Origin of the sequence: Emticicia soli (genome assembly GCF_037860775.1) — a bacterium.
In the GTDB taxonomy this organism is placed as follows: domain Bacteria; phylum Bacteroidota; class Bacteroidia; order Cytophagales; family Spirosomataceae; genus Emticicia; species Emticicia soli.
Window position 1 is genome coordinate 116,750 of record NZ_JBBEWC010000012.1, and the last position, 17,289, is coordinate 134,038.

At 39.0% G+C, this 17,289-nt stretch carries 16 protein-coding genes; 6 read left to right on the forward strand and 10 right to left on the reverse strand.

Annotated features, from left to right (window positions below):
- Positions 1 to 13 precede the first annotated feature (13 nt).
- The 8 genes from WAE64_RS19310 to WAE64_RS19345 form a co-directional block, all read right to left on the reverse strand.
- A complete protein-coding gene (locus tag WAE64_RS19310; RefSeq protein WP_340239299.1) occupies positions 14 to 223 on the reverse strand; it encodes a hypothetical protein in 210 nt (69 codons plus the stop codon).
- Between the two features lie 6 nt (positions 224 to 229).
- Positions 230 to 1,696, reverse strand: coding sequence for a CCA tRNA nucleotidyltransferase (locus WAE64_RS19315; protein WP_340239301.1), 1,467 nt, complete (start codon positions 1,694 to 1,696; stop codon positions 230 to 232).
- A gap of 294 nt (positions 1,697 to 1,990) precedes the next feature.
- Positions 1,991 to 2,395: an ExbD/TolR family protein gene (locus WAE64_RS19320; RefSeq protein WP_340239302.1), complete on the reverse strand. Its 405-nt coding sequence runs from the start codon at positions 2,393 to 2,395 to the stop codon at positions 1,991 to 1,993.
- A 235-nt stretch (positions 2,396 to 2,630) separates the two neighbouring features.
- Positions 2,631 to 3,032, reverse strand: a complete 402-nt coding sequence (locus WAE64_RS19325) for an ExbD/TolR family protein (RefSeq protein ID WP_340239303.1) — start codon at positions 3,030 to 3,032, stop codon at positions 2,631 to 2,633.
- Positions 3,033 to 3,061: 29 nt separating this feature from the next.
- Positions 3,062 to 3,739 carry a MotA/TolQ/ExbB proton channel family protein gene (locus WAE64_RS19330; protein ID WP_340239304.1) on the reverse strand — a complete coding sequence of 226 codons (678 nt, stop codon included), beginning with the start codon at positions 3,737 to 3,739 and terminating at the stop codon, positions 3,062 to 3,064.
- Between the two features lie 297 nt (positions 3,740 to 4,036).
- Positions 4,037 to 6,106: a DUF262 domain-containing protein gene (locus WAE64_RS19335; protein WP_340239305.1), complete on the reverse strand. Its 2,070-nt coding sequence runs from the start codon at positions 6,104 to 6,106 to the stop codon at positions 4,037 to 4,039.
- Between the two features lie 225 nt (positions 6,107 to 6,331).
- Positions 6,332 to 7,816 carry a helix-turn-helix domain-containing protein gene (locus WAE64_RS19340; RefSeq protein ID WP_340239306.1) on the reverse strand — a complete coding sequence of 495 codons (1,485 nt, stop codon included), beginning with the start codon at positions 7,814 to 7,816 and terminating at the stop codon, positions 6,332 to 6,334.
- Positions 7,817 to 8,323: 507 nt separating this feature from the next.
- Positions 8,324 to 9,598 carry an aminotransferase class I/II-fold pyridoxal phosphate-dependent enzyme gene (locus tag WAE64_RS19345; protein WP_340239307.1) on the reverse strand — a complete coding sequence of 425 codons (1,275 nt, stop codon included), beginning with the start codon at positions 9,596 to 9,598 and terminating at the stop codon, positions 8,324 to 8,326.
- 411 nt (positions 9,599 to 10,009) lie between these two features.
- Here WAE64_RS19345 and WAE64_RS19350 point away from each other — a divergent pair, with 411 nt between their 5' ends.
- The 3 genes from WAE64_RS19350 to WAE64_RS19360 all read left to right on the forward strand — a co-directional run bounded on the left by WAE64_RS19350 (position 10,010) and on the right by WAE64_RS19360 (position 12,169).
- Positions 10,010 to 10,819, forward strand: coding sequence for a hypothetical protein (locus WAE64_RS19350; protein WP_340239308.1), 810 nt, complete (start codon positions 10,010 to 10,012; stop codon positions 10,817 to 10,819).
- A 213-nt stretch (positions 10,820 to 11,032) separates the two neighbouring features.
- Positions 11,033 to 11,371, forward strand: a complete 339-nt coding sequence (gene ytxJ / locus WAE64_RS19355; RefSeq protein ID WP_340239309.1) for a bacillithiol system redox-active protein YtxJ — start codon at positions 11,033 to 11,035, stop codon at positions 11,369 to 11,371.
- A 225-nt stretch (positions 11,372 to 11,596) separates the two neighbouring features.
- On the forward strand, positions 11,597 to 12,169 hold the full coding sequence (locus tag WAE64_RS19360) for a hypothetical protein (RefSeq protein ID WP_340239310.1): 573 nt from the start codon (positions 11,597 to 11,599) through the stop codon (positions 12,167 to 12,169).
- 79 nt (positions 12,170 to 12,248) lie between these two features.
- Here WAE64_RS19360 and WAE64_RS19365 read toward each other — a convergent pair whose 3' ends face one another.
- Positions 12,249 to 12,677, reverse strand: a complete 429-nt coding sequence (locus WAE64_RS19365; protein ID WP_340239311.1) for an OsmC family protein — start codon at positions 12,675 to 12,677, stop codon at positions 12,249 to 12,251.
- 195 nt (positions 12,678 to 12,872) lie between these two features.
- Between WAE64_RS19365 and WAE64_RS19370 the strand changes: the two genes are divergently transcribed.
- The 3 genes from WAE64_RS19370 (at position 12,873) to WAE64_RS19380 (ending at position 16,057) form a co-directional block, all read left to right on the forward strand.
- On the forward strand, positions 12,873 to 13,700 hold the full coding sequence (locus WAE64_RS19370) for a hypothetical protein (protein ID WP_340239312.1): 828 nt from the start codon (positions 12,873 to 12,875) through the stop codon (positions 13,698 to 13,700).
- Between the two features lie 91 nt (positions 13,701 to 13,791).
- Complete coding sequence (lipA, locus tag WAE64_RS19375) at positions 13,792 to 14,667, forward strand: lipoyl synthase (RefSeq protein WP_340239313.1); 876 nt, start codon at positions 13,792 to 13,794, stop codon at positions 14,665 to 14,667.
- A gap of 208 nt (positions 14,668 to 14,875) precedes the next feature.
- On the forward strand, positions 14,876 to 16,057 hold the full coding sequence (locus tag WAE64_RS19380) for a lycopene cyclase family protein (protein ID WP_340239314.1): 1,182 nt from the start codon (positions 14,876 to 14,878) through the stop codon (positions 16,055 to 16,057).
- Here the strand turns inward: WAE64_RS19380 and WAE64_RS19385 are convergent.
- Entirely contained in the window at positions 16,035 to 17,252 is a 1,218-nt protein-coding gene (locus tag WAE64_RS19385) for an NADH-quinone oxidoreductase subunit D (RefSeq protein WP_340239415.1), read from the reverse strand. The genes WAE64_RS19380 and WAE64_RS19385 overlap by 23 nt on opposite strands.
- Positions 17,253 to 17,289 lie beyond the last annotated feature (37 nt).

Genomic DNA, 17,289 nt, shown 5'->3' on the forward strand with positions numbered 1-17,289 from the left:
AAACTCATAAAATCTAAGTCCGGTTTATCATGCCTACGCCTGAAACCATCAGGATAAGACCTAATACGGCAGGAGCTATTTTTCTTGCTCCGGCTACATCAAAGCCCATCAAACGGTTGTTGCTCGACATAAAAGCGGCACAGGCAAAAAGCAACAGCAATAAGCCGATACCTGTTAATACTGCTCCCAAGTTTCTTTTAAACTTAGTGTTTTCGTCATTCATAAAAAATCAAGATTTAGGTTCAAGTGATTCTGAAAATGTCTTTATTTCGGCTTTACTCTTTACAGGTTTAAAATTCAGTTTCTCGCCTTCGGCCAACATAAAATCATAGGCAATATCAAAATCGTTCGGAATTGTGCCATCAAGAATGGCCTCTCTGATAGCTATTTTTATGTCGCCGACCTCACGTGAGGGTTTTAAGTCAAACGCCTCCATGATGATTTCTCCGGTAATAACCGGTTGAAAATTGCGGAGTTTATCTTTGGCCTCTAGCTCAATCAGTAGTTCTTCTACTTTATCGAAATTGCCCAGGTAGCGTCTTACCTTGCTCATGTCTTTCGAGGTAATATCGGCCCGGCACAAAATCATCAGGTATTCAATGTCGTCGCCTGCTTCAAACAGCAGTCGGCGAAGCGCCGAATCGCTCACGCCTTCTTTGGCCAGGGCAATGGGGCGTAAGTGCAACCTTACCAGATTTTTCACCATTTTCATTTTGGCATCTAGCGGCAACTTCAATTTTCTGAAAATACCCGGTGTCATCTTTGCACCGAGTTCTTCGTGCCCGTGGAATGTCCAACCCACTTTTGGGTGAAAACGTTTGGTAGCTGGTTTGGCAATATCGTGGAGAATAGCCGCCCAACGCAACCACAAATCGTTCGATTTTAGGGCCACGTTATCGAGCACCTGCAAGGTATGGTAAAAATTATCTTTGTGCCCTTTGCCGTCTTGGGTTTCTACGCCTTGCAATTCGCAAAATTCAGGGAAAATGATTTGCAACAAACCCGTATAGAACAACAACTTAAAGCCATACGAAGGTGTTTTTGATAACACAATTTTATTAAGCTCTTCGGTGATACGCTCTTGCGACACAATAGAAATGCGGTCTTTCATGGCCGCAATGGCATCGAAAGTTGTGCCTTCAATATCAAAACCAAGTTGTGATGCAAACCTGATGGCACGCATCATGCGCAGGGGGTCGTCAGAAAACGTAATTTCGGGGCTTAGTGGCGTGCGAATGATTTTCTTACCTATATCGGCCACGCCATCAAAGGGGTCAATGAGTTGCCCGAAATCTTTGATATTTAACGAAATACCCAGGGCATTAATCGTGAAGTCCCGTCGGTTCTGGTCGTCTTCCAGCGTGCCGTCTTCAACAAGCGGCTTGCGTGATTCGATGCGGTATGATTCTTTTCGTGCGCCTACAAATTCTATTTCTAAATCGTTTAGCCTGATTTGAGCTGTACCAAAGTTTTTGAAGAAACTCACGTGTACGTTGTCACCCAGTTGGCTTGCTACTTTTTCGGCCAGACCAATGCCGCTGCCCAAACACACCACATCAATATCTTTGTTGGGTCGGTTTAGTATCAGGTCTCTTACATATCCGCCAATAACGTAGGCTTCAACACCCATTTCGGTGGCCGAACGGGCTATTACCTCAAAAATTGGTTCTTTAGCTATATGTTCTTTAAAATTCATTTTGTTTCATGATATTGAGTGATTCAGCAGCCCGCCATGCGGTAATTGTATGAATATTCCGGTGGAGGAAGTATTCTCAAATGATTCAGTAAATCGCTCAAAGGTTATTTATAAATATTCTCTACAAGGATTCATCTAATTGATTTTTCTTGTGAGAATAACAGCAGTTTCTCTTTAACAGTACAATTATTGAGAAAAGTTGCAATTTAGTAAGGAATAGCGGTATAAATGAGAGAAATATAGAAAAAAAGCCGATAATTTTATCGGCTATCAATTATATTAAAGGTAGTTTCCTTACTGATTCAGCTCAGTAGCCATTACCATTTTTATCTTTAGCTTGGCCCCCAGCGACATCACATCGACCAACTCTTGTACCGTAACAGAATTATCGACACGTAGGGTTATTACGGGTTCGTCCATGTTAGCGGTGGCTGCTATCAGCCTTTCTTCCAGTTGAGGCAATGGCACGGCCGTGCTATTGATATAGTAGGTTTTATCTTTGGTAATAGTAAGTGCTACGGGTTTGGTTTTGGGAATATCCTGCACCGATTTTGATGATTTCGGCAAAAGCAATTTTATCACGTTCGGATTCCCCAGCGTTGAGATAATCAGAAAGAACAACAACAGGAAAAACATGATGTCGTTCAGCGATGCTGTTGATACCTCGGCATGAAACCGTCGTTGTCTTTTTAATTTCATGATAGTAATATTATAACTTTATGGATATAGTGTATCGATAGTATGAATTGCATATATGCTGCAATTTAACAAAAATAGAGGTTTCTTAAAAGAGGTCAGTTTGTATTATTAAGAGAAAGACCCCACTCCCTAAATCCCTCTCCCCAACAGTGGGGAGAGGGACTTTTTGCCCCCTTCCCCATTGTTGGGGAAGGGTTGGGGATGGGGTCTTTTATAGTGTTTTTTTGAAAAATCCTTACTTATTAAGCTCGGTAGCCAGTACCATTCTTATTTTTAGTTTGGCACCAAGTGCCATGGCATCAACCAAATCTTGTACTGTCAGTGAGCTTTCGGCTCTTAGCACTACAGTTGGTTCTTCCATGTTGGCCGTGGCTGCTATGAGCCTTTCTTCCAATTGCGGAAACGGCACGGGCGTACTATTAATATAATAGACTTTATCTTTGGTGATTGAAAGCGAAATAGGCTGCTTGCTTACATCGTGCGATGATTTTGATGATTTCGGCAAAAGCAACTTTATTACGTTCGGATTCCCCAGCGTTGAGATAATGAGGAAGAACAACAGCAGGAAAAACATAATATCGTTTAGCGATGCGGTTGATACCTCGGCCTCAAATCTTCTTTGTCTTTTTAATTTCATTATCGTAAACAGATGCTTGTTTTCTCCGATTATTTTATAGGCTCATTCAGCGTATCAAGGAAGTCCATCACGGTTGCTTGCAGGTGAATACCGAATTTATCAATCATCATATTGATACTATGGTAACCCGCATAAGCAATAACCCCAACCACAAGACCGGTAAACGACGAAATCATTTTTTCGTACAAACCATTGGCAATGATTTCGATGGTGAAGTTTCCGGTAGCGGCAATATCATAGAAAATACGGATAATACCCGAGATAGTACCGATAAAACCCAGAATAGGCGCAACCCCGGCGATAAGCCCCAGATAACCCATGTTTTTTTCCATTTTAGAAATCTCAAGGTTTGATTGGATTTCCATGGCACTTTCGATGTCTTTTACAGGTCGGCCAATACGTGTGATACCTTTTTCTAATATACGTGAAATAGGCAGGTTAGTACTTTTGCAAAGTGTGATAGCCGTGCGGAGGTCTCCACGAAGGATATTATCTTTGAGGGTTCTTAAAAAGCCATAATCGATGTTAGAAGCACCTTTAATAAAGAGGTAACGCTCTACGATAAAGAAGATGGCCAGAAACAACAAGAACAATAAAGGATAAACGACAATCCCCCCTTTTAGCAAGAGGCTTAAGTAATTAATCGATTCGGCATTTGCTGCAGTTGAAGTTGAGTCAGTAACTTGAAGCAAAATTGGTTGTAGCATGAGGCAAAGATTATAGGTTTTTGATATAAACTTTAAGAAAGCGGAATTTAGTATGCAAGTTAGTTTTTTTTTGTTCTAAACTTGAAGATTTCTTTGTTAAGTTCAATTTTTGAGGTACTTAGGTGGGTTGTATAGGGGATTAGTGCTATTGTGGGGAGGGGATAAACGTTGTAGTATGTTTTCTGAGCAACTCTTGTTTAGGCTAAATATATATTTAGCCTAAACAGTTATATTCAGGAATTGTAGTAATAATATTAACAAAGGCTCTTAAAACTATAACTATAATTTTAACTTTCTTTAATCAGCATATTTAATTAATAATTCGTCTTCAAATTCAAAAATTGTTAAAGCTTGTTTAATTCTGTCAAATTTACCTACATTATCAATATTTGTCTCTATATAATATGTGTCGCTTATAAGAAATGGTTGTCTTAATCCGTTAGTTGTTGGGTTTTTTGTCAAACTTATTCTATTACCAATTTCAGAGGTAAAAAACGTTTCTGGTTGTAGGTCAAAAAGCTGTTTAAAAACTTCTAAATACAATTTGGAGACTTGTGTTACTTCAAGCTTTTGGTCAAAAAATATTGCATACTCCAATTTCTTATGCTTTGGCTCTTCTGCATCAAAAATATTTACTTCATCATTTTCTGTTTCTAACTCTATATTAATATCTGGAATGGGCCAAATTTTGAGAAATCTTTCCGCAATAAGATGTGCTCTAGTTTCTATTTCCTGTTTATCCCATTTTATTTTTTCTTTTAATTCACGATTTAACCAAAGTCGACTGAAAATATAGCCTTGCTCTTTGCCTTCAATATTCATTATTTTTTTTTCCCCAAATGATTTGTTACCAAGTTTGCCATTATTACCAGATAAGGTAAGATTTCCAATCGTATTAAGATAATTTTCTTTTATAAAGTTGTATTCTTCTGTTCCCAGGTCAATCTTCCATTTAGGGTCAGGATTTTGCGGAAAAATATGTTCAATTGTAATATCTGAATTGCCTTCTATTGTTACAAGTTCTTTATTTTGAAAATTTTCAAGTCTTTCGAGCAAATAGGTTCTATTTTTAGGTTTAATATTATATACATCTTTTTCCTTTAAAGCATTAATAGTTTCATTGTTTCGAGGAAATCTTTGGACACCTGACCTTTGTAATAATGATTTTTGAATAGAAATTAGATAATTTCTAGGCTCAATCTTGTCATAAAGACCCATGAAAATTTTATTAAGTGCGTTTGTCGGCAATGCGAGGATAAAACGTCTAAATGTAAAAGATTGGACAAGGGATAAAATAGATATAAATGTTTGTTTATCAATTATATCGTTAGCAAAATCCTCATAAACTTTCATTAGAAAAGGGAAAGCTACATTTATTTCTATACGATTAATGTATTCCAATTGAAGTCTTATATCTTTGTCTGTTTCGTTTTTTGGGTTGACAAGTTTATTATAGAATTTAACTAATGATTTTAATTCAGATAAAACAAGCTCCAACTCTTCAATAGTTGTGGTTGGATACTTTTTTTTGAATGTTTGGTATACATCTCCTTTATTGGGAATTTCTTTATTTTTAAGTGTTAAATAGTCTCTAATAAATTCTGAGACCTTTGTTTTGTTCAAAATTTCATCTTTAGCATTTTTTTCAATGACCTCCCAATAGCTTTTATAAATTTTATCTTGGCTTGTTCTAGAAAGTCCCATTAAAATATAATTTCTTATTAAATCAGCTTGGGACAGTTCTAGGCCTGTTGAATTGAGACTTTCAAAAATCCTTTGAGGGTTATCTTTTTGTCTATCTAATGCAATATCAACAAAGATTAATTTAGATAGCCCACGTTGAACAGTTTCAAAATTATCTACTGTAATTGCTGTTCTAAAATAGCTAAAATTCTCAACTATTTTAGAATATCCTTTAAATTCTTCATCATTACTCGAGTTAAGTATATATCTTAAAGCATCCTTATTATTTTCTGTTGGCTTTAGCTTTAATTTTTCGGCTTCAGGAGCAAATTCATTAATTAAATAAGTCTTATGAATCTTATTTACTAATTTCTCATTTTCAAGTTCTTGTGCAAGTCGATAAAGAGAGATATAAATTAGCGTAATTGTAGTCAAGCGTTGTTGCCCATCAATGATTGTTAATTCTGTTAATCCTGATGCAGTATAAACGTCATCATGAACGTAAACGATACTTCCAATAAAGTGAGCATTTGTTTTATCATTTTTACCTGTTTCAATAATATCTTGGAATAGCTGCTTACATTGAGAAAGTGTCCAATCATAGTTCCTTTGGTAAACAGGAATAGCAAATGTTGTTTCATTTGTCGCTAAAAATTTATCAACTCTAGTTTCGTTTGCTTTCATTTTTATTTATTATCATTTATAAAGTAAATATTTAGTCATTAAGTGTACATTTAAATATTATGAATGCACAAGATTATTTCACAAATTAAGAAAACTATCTTTGCTATATAAATTTATTTATTATTCGGATACTTTGAATTTAATAAATCCCATACCCACAAAAAAAACAAAACCCCAACAAATAATCATTGGGGTTTCAATTAATATCTTTTTATATTCGTAATTCTAATTTTCCATTGCCTTTAGAGCGGCTTTCATTTGTTGTATCTGTCGTTTTTTCTGGAGTATCACCGGAGCAGCTACACGTTCTTTGCAGTCGAAAAGACTACAACGTTCGCAGGTTTGGTTTACGTCACGGGTCTGAATCTTGGGGTCTTCCAGAAACTTGAGTTTAGCACGCAGGTTATCGTTCATCTCGAAGCCCATCGTAACGCTTATGTTGATGTTCGAAATGATATTAAGCGGCCGTGCCATTGTCATTACAAAGTACTGGCTTTTCGAATCAACGTAGTTAGATATTTGCACGCCTACCAGCGGCTCTTTCATTTCACCTTTCTGTACCAAGTCCGAAACATCGTCAAGAATGTTCAGCGAAATCCAACGGCGGCAGTAATGTTCCTGCTGAATTTCGTGTGGCGTGTGGCGACGAGCCAGATGCATTTCTTTGGTAAGGTGATAATCTTTTTTGCCGTTTGGTGCTTCAAAACGTAAGAAAAAGATACCATCAATGCCAAAATACTTGGGCAATACATTACTGATGCGGTGGTAGAGGGTTTCGGGCGTTGCCTGAAAATTTTCGGCCAATTCTACCAGTGTATCATTTTTCCAGGTGCTTTGGTTAAATAATTGGTCTAGCTTTTCAATCAGTTTTTCTCTCCTAATCAGCACTGCGCCTGCAAAATAAGAGGCATTGAAATTGTTCAGAATCTGCTCAAACGATTTCACCTCTACCCACGATGAAGTATAAGGGCGGTCTTTCAACTTCATGTACAAAAAGCCCAACTCACGGCCTAGGGTAAAAGCCCGTTGGTCTGACGTGATTCGCTTATTAATTAATAAAGTATTGGTTTTAGACAAAAAAACCGAGCGTATGTTGGCAATATGGGGGTAATCTTCTTCGTCGAAATACTTAATCGTAAAGCCGTATTTATCGGTGAGTAGGTTTGACAAGAAAAACTCATCAACCTGTTGGTCGGGGCCAATGTTGTTTTCGGCCAGAAAACGGTCTACTGTATCTTCAATTTCGGGAAAATAATTATCGTGCATTTCCTGATACGAGCGCAACACGGCAAAATAAAATTGCTCAACGGTCATGTTGTAGGTGCGGCCTATTTCAATAATAGTGCTGATAAAAGCACTCAGTTTGGTAGGTGCGCCCGATAGCAACTCGAGGAGGTCGGCAGGCGAAATGCCAAAGATTTCAAAAGGCAGTTCGGTCAGGAAGTTCGAATGGAGCAGTTCTGAGATTGGCTCCAGCTTTTTATTGAGTTTCAGCGAAACGAGGCTGTCGTAATCAACACCCATTGCTTCGGCAAGGGCCACAATTTTGTCAGATTTCGGATATTTTTTCCCCTTTTCTATTTCGTTGATGTACGACATCGACAGTCCCGATTTCTGGGCAAGGTCGGTCAATGACATACCTTTGTCTATTCGTAATTGCTTTAATTTTAGTCCAAATACTAGGCGGATGTTGTCGGTATTAAGGCTCATTTAATAATCTTTGGTAAAAAAAGGGGTTAAGTAAAATTACTTAATGTTGTTGGTAAGTGTAATTTGTGCTCTTAAAGATATGAAAAAACTTATGATGTGCCTAAAGAATTGGATAAAAGAAAGACAATTTTATTACTATACTAAGAATCAGGACGTCAATAATTGTGAACATGGAATTTTTAAAGAATATATAGTTTCATGATTAGTTTACATTCTTTATACTAGAATAATTATCGATGTAATAAATAAAGCCTTGATTGTGAGTGCTTTGTAGTCCCGATAGGGACGATATATCGGTAGTATAATCTCAGGCTCAAAAGTCCAAGTCCCATCGGGACGATATATTTTTTAATATACCGTCCCGATGGGACTTAGTTTTTATTCAATCCATTTTTTCTACCGATATATCGTCCCTAACGGGACTAAATCTTTCGAATTCCAACAAAAAAACCTCCATTGCCGGGGGCAACAGAGGCTATTATTTATTTAGGTATAATTGAGTCTATATCAGGCTTTATCGTGTTGTTTGTCTCTCATTTTAAATCCTTTCAATACCTGCTCTTTGTTGAAAGAGCCTTCTTTCTCTAATACCTCAATGTATTCGGCCAGTAGGTCGCAAAGATTTTTTACATCTTCTACGGTTTGGTATAGGCTCAAAGAAATTCGGAAACCTGAGTGCTTAACCGGTACAGCCGGAACTGTTGACGGGCTTAGTAAGAAATCTTTGCTCATCAGGAACTGAGAAAAACGAATCAGCAACTCAACACTACCCAAGCCCATAAAGAACTGCGGCGTGTGTGCATAGTTGATGATTGGTAGTTTTAGGTCGATGGCCTTTTGTTTAAACACCGTGATTAATTCATTAAGGCGCATCTGGCGTTCGTAGATTTCGTCAGTAAGATGAATATCGGCAATGCAAGAAGCGGCCGTGATACCTGCGTGCAGGGTAGGGGCCGAGAATCTTAGTGCGCCACCGCAGTTATATACGGTTTGTTTGGTTAGCTTGTTGGGGAATATCAATGCCGAACTAAAAGCACCAAAGCCTTTGTTAAGCGAGGTAATCACATACATTTTTTCGTGGCGTGGTATGTTGTGCAGCGCAAAACCTTTACCATGCTCACCAATCCAGCTCATGCCGTGGGCATCATCAATATATGTTTTGAATTTATCATACTTGTTCATTAGCATCTCGATGTCTTTCATCGGAGCCACATCGCCGTGCATTGAGTAAACGCTATCGGCCATATACCATACGTTGTCGTATTTCTCGCTTAGTGCTTTTATTCTTCTCTCAAGCATTTCCATTTGGCTATGCTTAATCATCTCAACATGGTAGCCGTCAGCTTTCAGGGTATTTACAGCTAGCTGTACGCTTTCATGCACAAACTGGTCGAGGATAACGGCGTCGTTGCGCCCAATAATTACCGGAAGGTAGGCAAAGTGCCCGAGTGTGGTGCTTGATGCAAGAAATGTGGGTAACCCAAAAATCTTTTCTAGTTTATCTTCTAGCTCAAGGTAGTGGTCGAACGACATATACATTCTTGAAATAGAAGTTTGCATTCCGTATTTACGAATGCCTTCAATCGCAGCTTCCTTTACTCTTTCGTCGTTTTCAAAGGCAAGGTAGTTGTTTGACATAAAGCTGATGTAAGACTTACCATCTATTGAAATCTTGCGGCTTGATTCTTCATCCTGGTGTGCTTTTACTTGAATCAGTCCTAGGTCACGAGCATTGCTGAATACGTCATTGACATACAGCATCTGTTTTGACAAATCTTTCATAAAATTGATTTTTAGGTTATCGTAATGGCTAATTAGTAAACGAAAATAGGGACATATTTTCGGATATAAAGATTGTCAAAAAATGTACCAATATTTAGGGAAATCTTTCACAACCGATAAATGGTACAAAAATATGGATAAGTGGATGAAAAAAAAGCCTTTTGAACATCCGCTTGAAAAGTTTTTTTTATTTTTTTTCAAAATCCAAAACATTCCGTATATATTTAGCACGTCTTTTGATAGAGATTAAAGTATTGAAAGCTCGATTGAAATGGTGCTGAAATTAAATCTACATAAATATTTGATATTCAGGTTTTTAAACCATATTATTATGTGCAGATTCGGCAACCGTTTTTTTTGAGCCAGATATTTTGTCGTTTGTCCAAACCTTATACACTTGTTTCCTTACTCATGCAAAGAGTTATTACTATATTAATAGCATTATTAGTAATATTCAATATATATGCGTTTCTGAACGAGAGCCGTGTTGTGTTGCTTATTGGCACTACACTATTGATGCCTATGATGGGGGTTTATTATGGTTTTGCCCGTAAATGGGAAACAACGGGGATAGATAAACTAATGTATTTTGCTTGTGCCTTGGGTGGTTTTTCTGACCTTTCGATATACCTTAACTATAGAGGAAACGGCGAGTTGATGCAGATAACGCTAACCTGTATAGTGCATTTGATTTATATTGTTGTTTTTCAGAAAGAGGGTACGCACGTATATAGTTTAGGGCGCAAAAATCTACTCAAACTTGCTATTCCGGCCGGCTTTGTTTTCTTCTTTTTTGGTTTTGTTTTATTAAAAGTAATACCCGATACGGTTTTTCTGGTTACGGTGCTTTATGCCTTCGAGGTTTTTATACTGGTTGTGTTGGGGTATTTCAGGCCTGTAAACAAAAAAAGCTACTGGATAGGTGTAATTGGGGTTACATTGCTTTTAATAAAAGATGTTTTGTATAGTCAGTTCCACTTTATAAATCAAAACCCGTTTCTGCACTCGGTGATGGACGTTACCAATGCCTTGACTTACTTTTTTATTACCTGGAGTGTTGCCATCAGCCAGAACGATAAGTCGGTAGTGCCAAATTACTCGGGCTTAGTGTCTAAATTCCTTAAGTTTCTGCGCAATACGCATATCGTAAAGATGATTGCCCTTAAAGTGCTTAACCTACGCTATCAGCTAAGTATTATCTATCGTAACTATTTGTCGTAACATATTTATAAATTGGTGTGAAAGGTAGAGACAGGGCATTGCCCTGTCTGTACAAAACCATGCATTCCATAACACCCTTATTTTGTGAAATGTAAGTAGATTGTTTTTTTACTAAAGGCTAAACATAGGCATTTGTTAGTGGTTTTCAGGCTGATTTCCGAAACTTTTATGTTTTCCTTTTGGTTAAGGAAATACAATAAATTTTGAATAATAATGAATTGGCAAACTATTAACGACGAATTACAGGTAGAAGAAATCAAACAAAAATCATTTGAGCATCCGGTTTTAGTATTTAAACATAGCACAACGTGCTCTATCAGTGCGGCTTCTTTGAGCCGAATAGAAAGGGCCTGGGATACCGACAAAGCAAAAAATATAGAGCCTTTTTATCTGGATTTACTCCGATACAGAAGCATATCGAACAAACTAGCCAAAGATTTTGATATTGAGCACCAATCGCCACAGGTATTGTTGATTCAGAATGGTGAATGCACCTACGATGCTTCGCATTTTGATATTCGTTTTGATGAAATTGTGAGCCAGTTGGCTTAATTATATTGCCGAAAAAAATATTTGTAGCATACTTGTAATTATTACATAAGTGGGGGCATTAAGCTGTAGAGAATAGATATTTATTAAATAGATATTCTCTATATCAATTGTTCAGACAAAAAGTGTTTACGAATGTTTGGTGGGTTAGCTTACAAAGCAAGTCAGACAATTGATTTTTGTTTGCTTGTATTTAGAAAGTTTTAACAAAATAACCCCTTAAACATTATGCTAGATCACTTAAAGTTTGCGAAAATTGACGCACAGATTCTTAATGTTGAAAAAATCAGAACGAGTGAACTCGAGATTAGCGGAGGCAGTAGAGGTAGAGTTGATAGTTTTGGTTCTATCACTTTAGAGCCTATCAAGGCAGAAACTATCCATAAAACATCGATGGATATTTATGTGAGAGATAGCAACGGAAATGAGGATTTTTATAAACTTGTTGATGTTGATATACCGCTGCGTGAAGGCCATAAAGTTACTATGATAACTGCGCAAAACAAATTTACGAAGCCGCAGGTTATTTATATACAGAACCATACACTAAGGGATTCAGACCTTACAATGAATATATTTACACAAATCGCATTTGTATCAGGGAGTGTTATCATTCAACTTTTATTAAGTGCCTTGTTAGTAGTAGCCGGCTTATATATTGGAGGTGAGATAGCAGACGGTTTTCTTACATTTGGGTTTGTATTTGTTCTTTCTTCGTTGCCTCTCGGTTATTTTCTTTCAAAATATACAAAGAGCTTCAAGATAAAGGCACAAAGCCTGCTTGCGCACAACGATTATTAAGGTTTTGAATAAAGAAATTGTCTTAATATCTATCTGTATTTTTTATAAAAACAGATAGATATTAAGACAATTTTGTGTTTTAAACTGCCTCGGCTACGAGCCAGTTAAAATTAAATACTTGCTCAATATCCGGGTGCAGGCTATGAGCTACGGGGCAGGTATGTGCAATACGTATATACTTCTGCTTTACTTCTTCGCTTAGTTCTTGGGGTGTTTGCATCGTAAAGTTTACTTCTATCTTTACAATACGGCGTGGTAATTCTGCCGACATCACCTTGGTTACCTCAACACCTGAGCCTGTAAAATCGATTTCTTCACGACGGGCCGCAATGCCCATTACTGTCATGGCACAAGCACCCAGCGATGTTGCTGTGAGGTCGGTAGGCGAAAAAGCCTCGCCTTTACCGTGGTTGTCGGTAGGGGCATCAGTAATGATTTCGGTGCCTGATTGCAGGTGCGTTGCTTGATTGCGAAGCTCGCCAAGATAAGTAATTTTGGAAGTTGGCATTTTTATTAAGAATTTTATAGAAATTTTTGTATTCTGTTGAATAATACAGCTCAAAAATACGTTGAAAATAAGTAAATCCAAAAAAAATAGCTTTAGCCCAACAATTTAGGTATTTTTAATGTTGGTATTTATAAAAATAATTTTATCTTTATTTACATAAAATTCGGTAAAAGAACGACTATAAATTTTTTGCCCGTGAAAATAGGTGTACTTAGTATATTGCTGTTGCTTTCAGCCACCATTGGCTTTGCACAGAGAAGGTCAGCTCCTGCTCCGGTTTCTCCTGCTGCACCCGCTTCTACAGCTCGCAAGTCGGCTTCGAAAAAGCCTGAAGCAAAAAAAGAAGATTATAAAATGCTGGCCTATGGATTAACCACCAATACTAATTCGGGTTTGTTGGGTGGTTTGGTTGTGCGGCACTCAAAAGCTATTGGAACTTACAAGTGGAATCCGGTGCATCAATACATTGCATTCGAAATGGTGAATGTAAAGAACCCTAAAGAAAGCTCAATTCCTACAAGTATTGCTAATCGGTATATATGGGGTAAACGAAATTATCTGTTTTCGCTGCGCCCCGAGTACGGAAGAGAAATAGTGTTTTTTAAGAAAAACGGCGAAGACGGCATAGGTATCAGCGTGATAGCCGCCGCAGGGCCATCGTTTGGTATTCAGAAACCATATTATATTAAATATGACCGTGACGGCCGTGGCTCGGTAGACGTGGTGCAGTTTGACCCCAATATTCATAAAGACCAGAACCGCATACAGGGTTCGGCAGGTATCTGGCAAAATTTCTTCACGGGTATGAAGGTAATACCGGGTGTGCACCTGAAACTTGCCGCCAATATCGATTTTAACACTTTCGGCAACAATCTGACTGGCCTTGAGGTTGGTATCACCACCGAGCTTTTCAGTAAAACTCCTGAGATATTATCGAACCAATTGACCACCAATTCACGTTTCTATAGTGCGGGTTATCTGACTATTTACTTTGGTAGTAAAAAACAAAAGAAAGGTAAGTAATCTGCAAGAAATTGTTTTTACAAAGTATTTTAATTGATACTTTTGTAGCTTCGTAGGGCAATTATGGCCCAGAACCTTTTTTATTAAAAACATGATAGATACACCCGTTGTAAGTACCGAACAACGAACTCGCCGCCCCGATTGGTTGAGGGTTAAGCTTCCTATTGGCGAAAACTTTAAAAAAGTACGTAGTTTAGTTGACGAACATAAATTGCATACCATTTGCCAGTCGGGTAATTGCCCGAATATGGGCGAATGCTGGGGCGAGGGAACAGCTACTTTTATGATTCTGGGAAATGTATGTACACGTAGCTGTACATTCTGCGCTGTGGCAACAGGGCGCCCCAACGAATATGATACCGACGAACCACGCCGTGTGGCAGAGGCTATTCAGCTAATGCAGGTAAAACACGCTGTGCTTACATCGGTAAACCGTGATGAGCTGAAAGATAAAGGCGCCGAAATTTGGTACCAGACCGTGAGAGCCGTAAAGGAAACATCGCCACAAACTACTATAGAAACCCTTATACCTGATACCAAAAGTAACTGGGAAGCACTTTACCGAATGATTTCGGGAGGGCAAGAGGTGGTTTCGCATAATATGGAAACCGTAGAGCGTTTGTACCGCAATGTGCGCCCGCAGGCCAAATATGCCCGTAGCCTTGAACAAACCCGCCGTACTAAAGAATATGGCAAACGTACCAAGTCGGGTATTATGCTAGGCTTGGGCGAAACAAAAGACGAGGTTTTTAAAGCAATGGACGACCTAGCCGAAAACGGGCTGGATATTCTGACACTCGGCCAATACCTTCAACCAACCAAAATGCACCACGAGGTAATAGAGTTTATACACCCTGATACCTTTGCCATGTATAAAGAAGAAGGTTTAAGAAGAGGGCTGAAATACGTTGAGTCGGGGCCGCTGGTGCGCTCAAGCTACCACGCCGAAAGACATGTGCATGTATAGAGATTAACTATTATAAAATATTGGTTGACCCCATCCCCAACCCTTCCGCATCGGCGGTCCGACCCAACAGTGTGGAAGGGGGTAAAAGTCTCTCTCTCTCCGTTGTTGGAGAGCGGCCGCCGCTGCGGAGGGATTTAGGGAGTGGGGTCTTCTTCTTTTCATATAAAATCAGCCTAAATTCAGTTTTATATCGCCAATTTATTTATCGATGCATTACGATTACATTATTTGTGGGGGCGGCATGGCCGGGCTTTCGTTGGCTTATTATTTACAAAATAGTAAGCTGGCCGATAAGCGTGTACTGATAATTGAACCCGAAGACAAAAACAACAACGACCGCACATGGGCTATGTGGGAAAAAACGCCTAATGCTTTTGAGCATATATTATACAAAAGCTGGAACGTGGTGCAGTTGATTGATGCCAATGGTGTAGCGCAAACGCTCGATATGGGGGGCTATAAATATAAACTGCTGCGAGGCATAGATTTCTATGCTTTTGTAACAACAGAGTTAAAGAAACATGCAAACATCAGTTGGCTGAAAGGTAAAGTAAAACATATACATGAAGAGGCTCAGGGGGCTAGCGTAGAAACGCAAAACGGTGAACTATTGCAGGCAGAATATGTTTTTGATAGCACTTACAGGCTCGATTTAAGCCAGAAACTTAACCATAATCTGTTACAGCACTTTAAAGGCTATGTGATTGAAACGGAGCAGCCTTGTTTTAATGCAGCTTTGCCTGTGATGATGAATTTTAATGTTGCCCAAAAAAATGATTGCAGGTTTATGTATCTTTTACCGTTTGATGAACGTCGGGCGTTGATTGAATATACGCTTTTTAGCGAAACGCTCTTAACGCCCGAAGAATATGATGCCGAATTGAAGCAATATATAGAAGGCCAACTGAAACTAACTGATTATAAAATTAGAGAAGAAGAATTTGGGGTAATACCCATGAGCGATGTAAGCACGCAGGAGTTTCCGAGCGCACACGTGGTAAGAATCGGTACGGCAGGGGGCTATACAAATCCGGCTACGGGTTATACTTTTCAGAATACCCAACGGAGATTAAAGAAACTGGTAGAGAATCTGGAACGAACAGGCTCACCGAGAGCAGAAGAGGGGTGGTTTCAGAAGCGGTTTTTGTTTTATGCCAGCGTGTTGCTCAATGTGCTAGAGCAAAAAAGACACAGCGCTGCCGATTTTTTTGCCAGCTTGTATCGCAAAAATCCACCTGCAAGGGTGTTTAGCTTTTTAGATGGTGATACCAACTTGTGGGAAGAAATTAAACTCATGAATACCGTACCCAAAGCTAAGTTTATAGCAGCAGTAGGGGCGGTTCTGCTAAGAAAACTCAAGGCAAGGTTTATCTATCAACCTCGCCCATAACAATATCTAACGAGCCAATGGCCGCTATAAGGTCGGCAATCATTCCGCCTCTTGAAATCTCAGGTAAAACCGATAGGTTATTGAACGAACACGCACGGGCTTTTACACGCACGGGCACATCGGCACGTCCGTCGGTACGGAAAAAGAAACCTAATTCTCCTTTGGTGCTTTCGGCACGGGCATAAAAATCCATCTTTGGCGGGCGTATTTTTTTAGGTACTACTGCCTGTGGGTCAAATTCCTTGGTGCGTTTGTGCTCTTTGGTAAGTTTTTCGAGGCATTGCTCAATGATTCGGATAGACTCAAAACACTCTTGCACACGCACATTGTTTCTATCCCAACAATCACCTACTTTTCCGGCTTCTCCTGTGCCGATAGGTACATCAAAGTCAATTTCGGGGTAAACCGAATAACCATCAACTTTTCGTAAGTCCCAACGCAAACCTGAACCTCTCAGCACTGGCCCTGTGCAGCCATAGTTTATGGCTACGGGCAAAGGCAAAACGGCTACATTGGCCGTGCGGTTGATGAAAATATGGTTTTCGATAACCAATTGCTGTAATTCCTGCATTTTGGGTTTCAGGTACTCAATAAAAGATTTACAGCGGTCTTCAAAGCCTACTGGTATATCGTAAAAAAGGCCACCAACCCATATATAATTGTATAACATACGTGCGCCGCTTGTCCACTCGAGCAAACGCATAATGTGCTCACGGTCACGGAAGAGCCATAGAAATGGCGTGTAAGCACCAATGTCGAGCGCATAGGTGCCAATGGCTATAAAATGCGACGCAATGCGGTTAAGCTCGGCTACAAGTACTCTTATGTATTCAACCCGTTTCGGAATATCTTTATCAATGCCCAGCATTTTTTCGACACCCATCACATAGGCGTGCTCTGAGTTCATAGCACCGAGGTAATCCATGCGGTCGACGTAGGGGATAATCTGGTTGAAAGGCAGGCTTTGGGCGTGTTTTTCGAAACAACGGTGCAGATACCCAAGATGTGGTATTACATCAACCACAATTTCACCATCGGTTACCACTTCCAGCCTTAAAACGCCATGCGTAGAAGGGTGCTGCGGCCCTAAATTCAGAATCATTTCTTCTGATTGCAGATTTTCGGGCTTGTACTTGTTGGGTTCTGAAATGGTTAAATTTTCAGGGCGATATTTATATTGAACTGACTTCAAAATACAATTGGGGTAATGTGATAAAGATAAATAAAGTTAA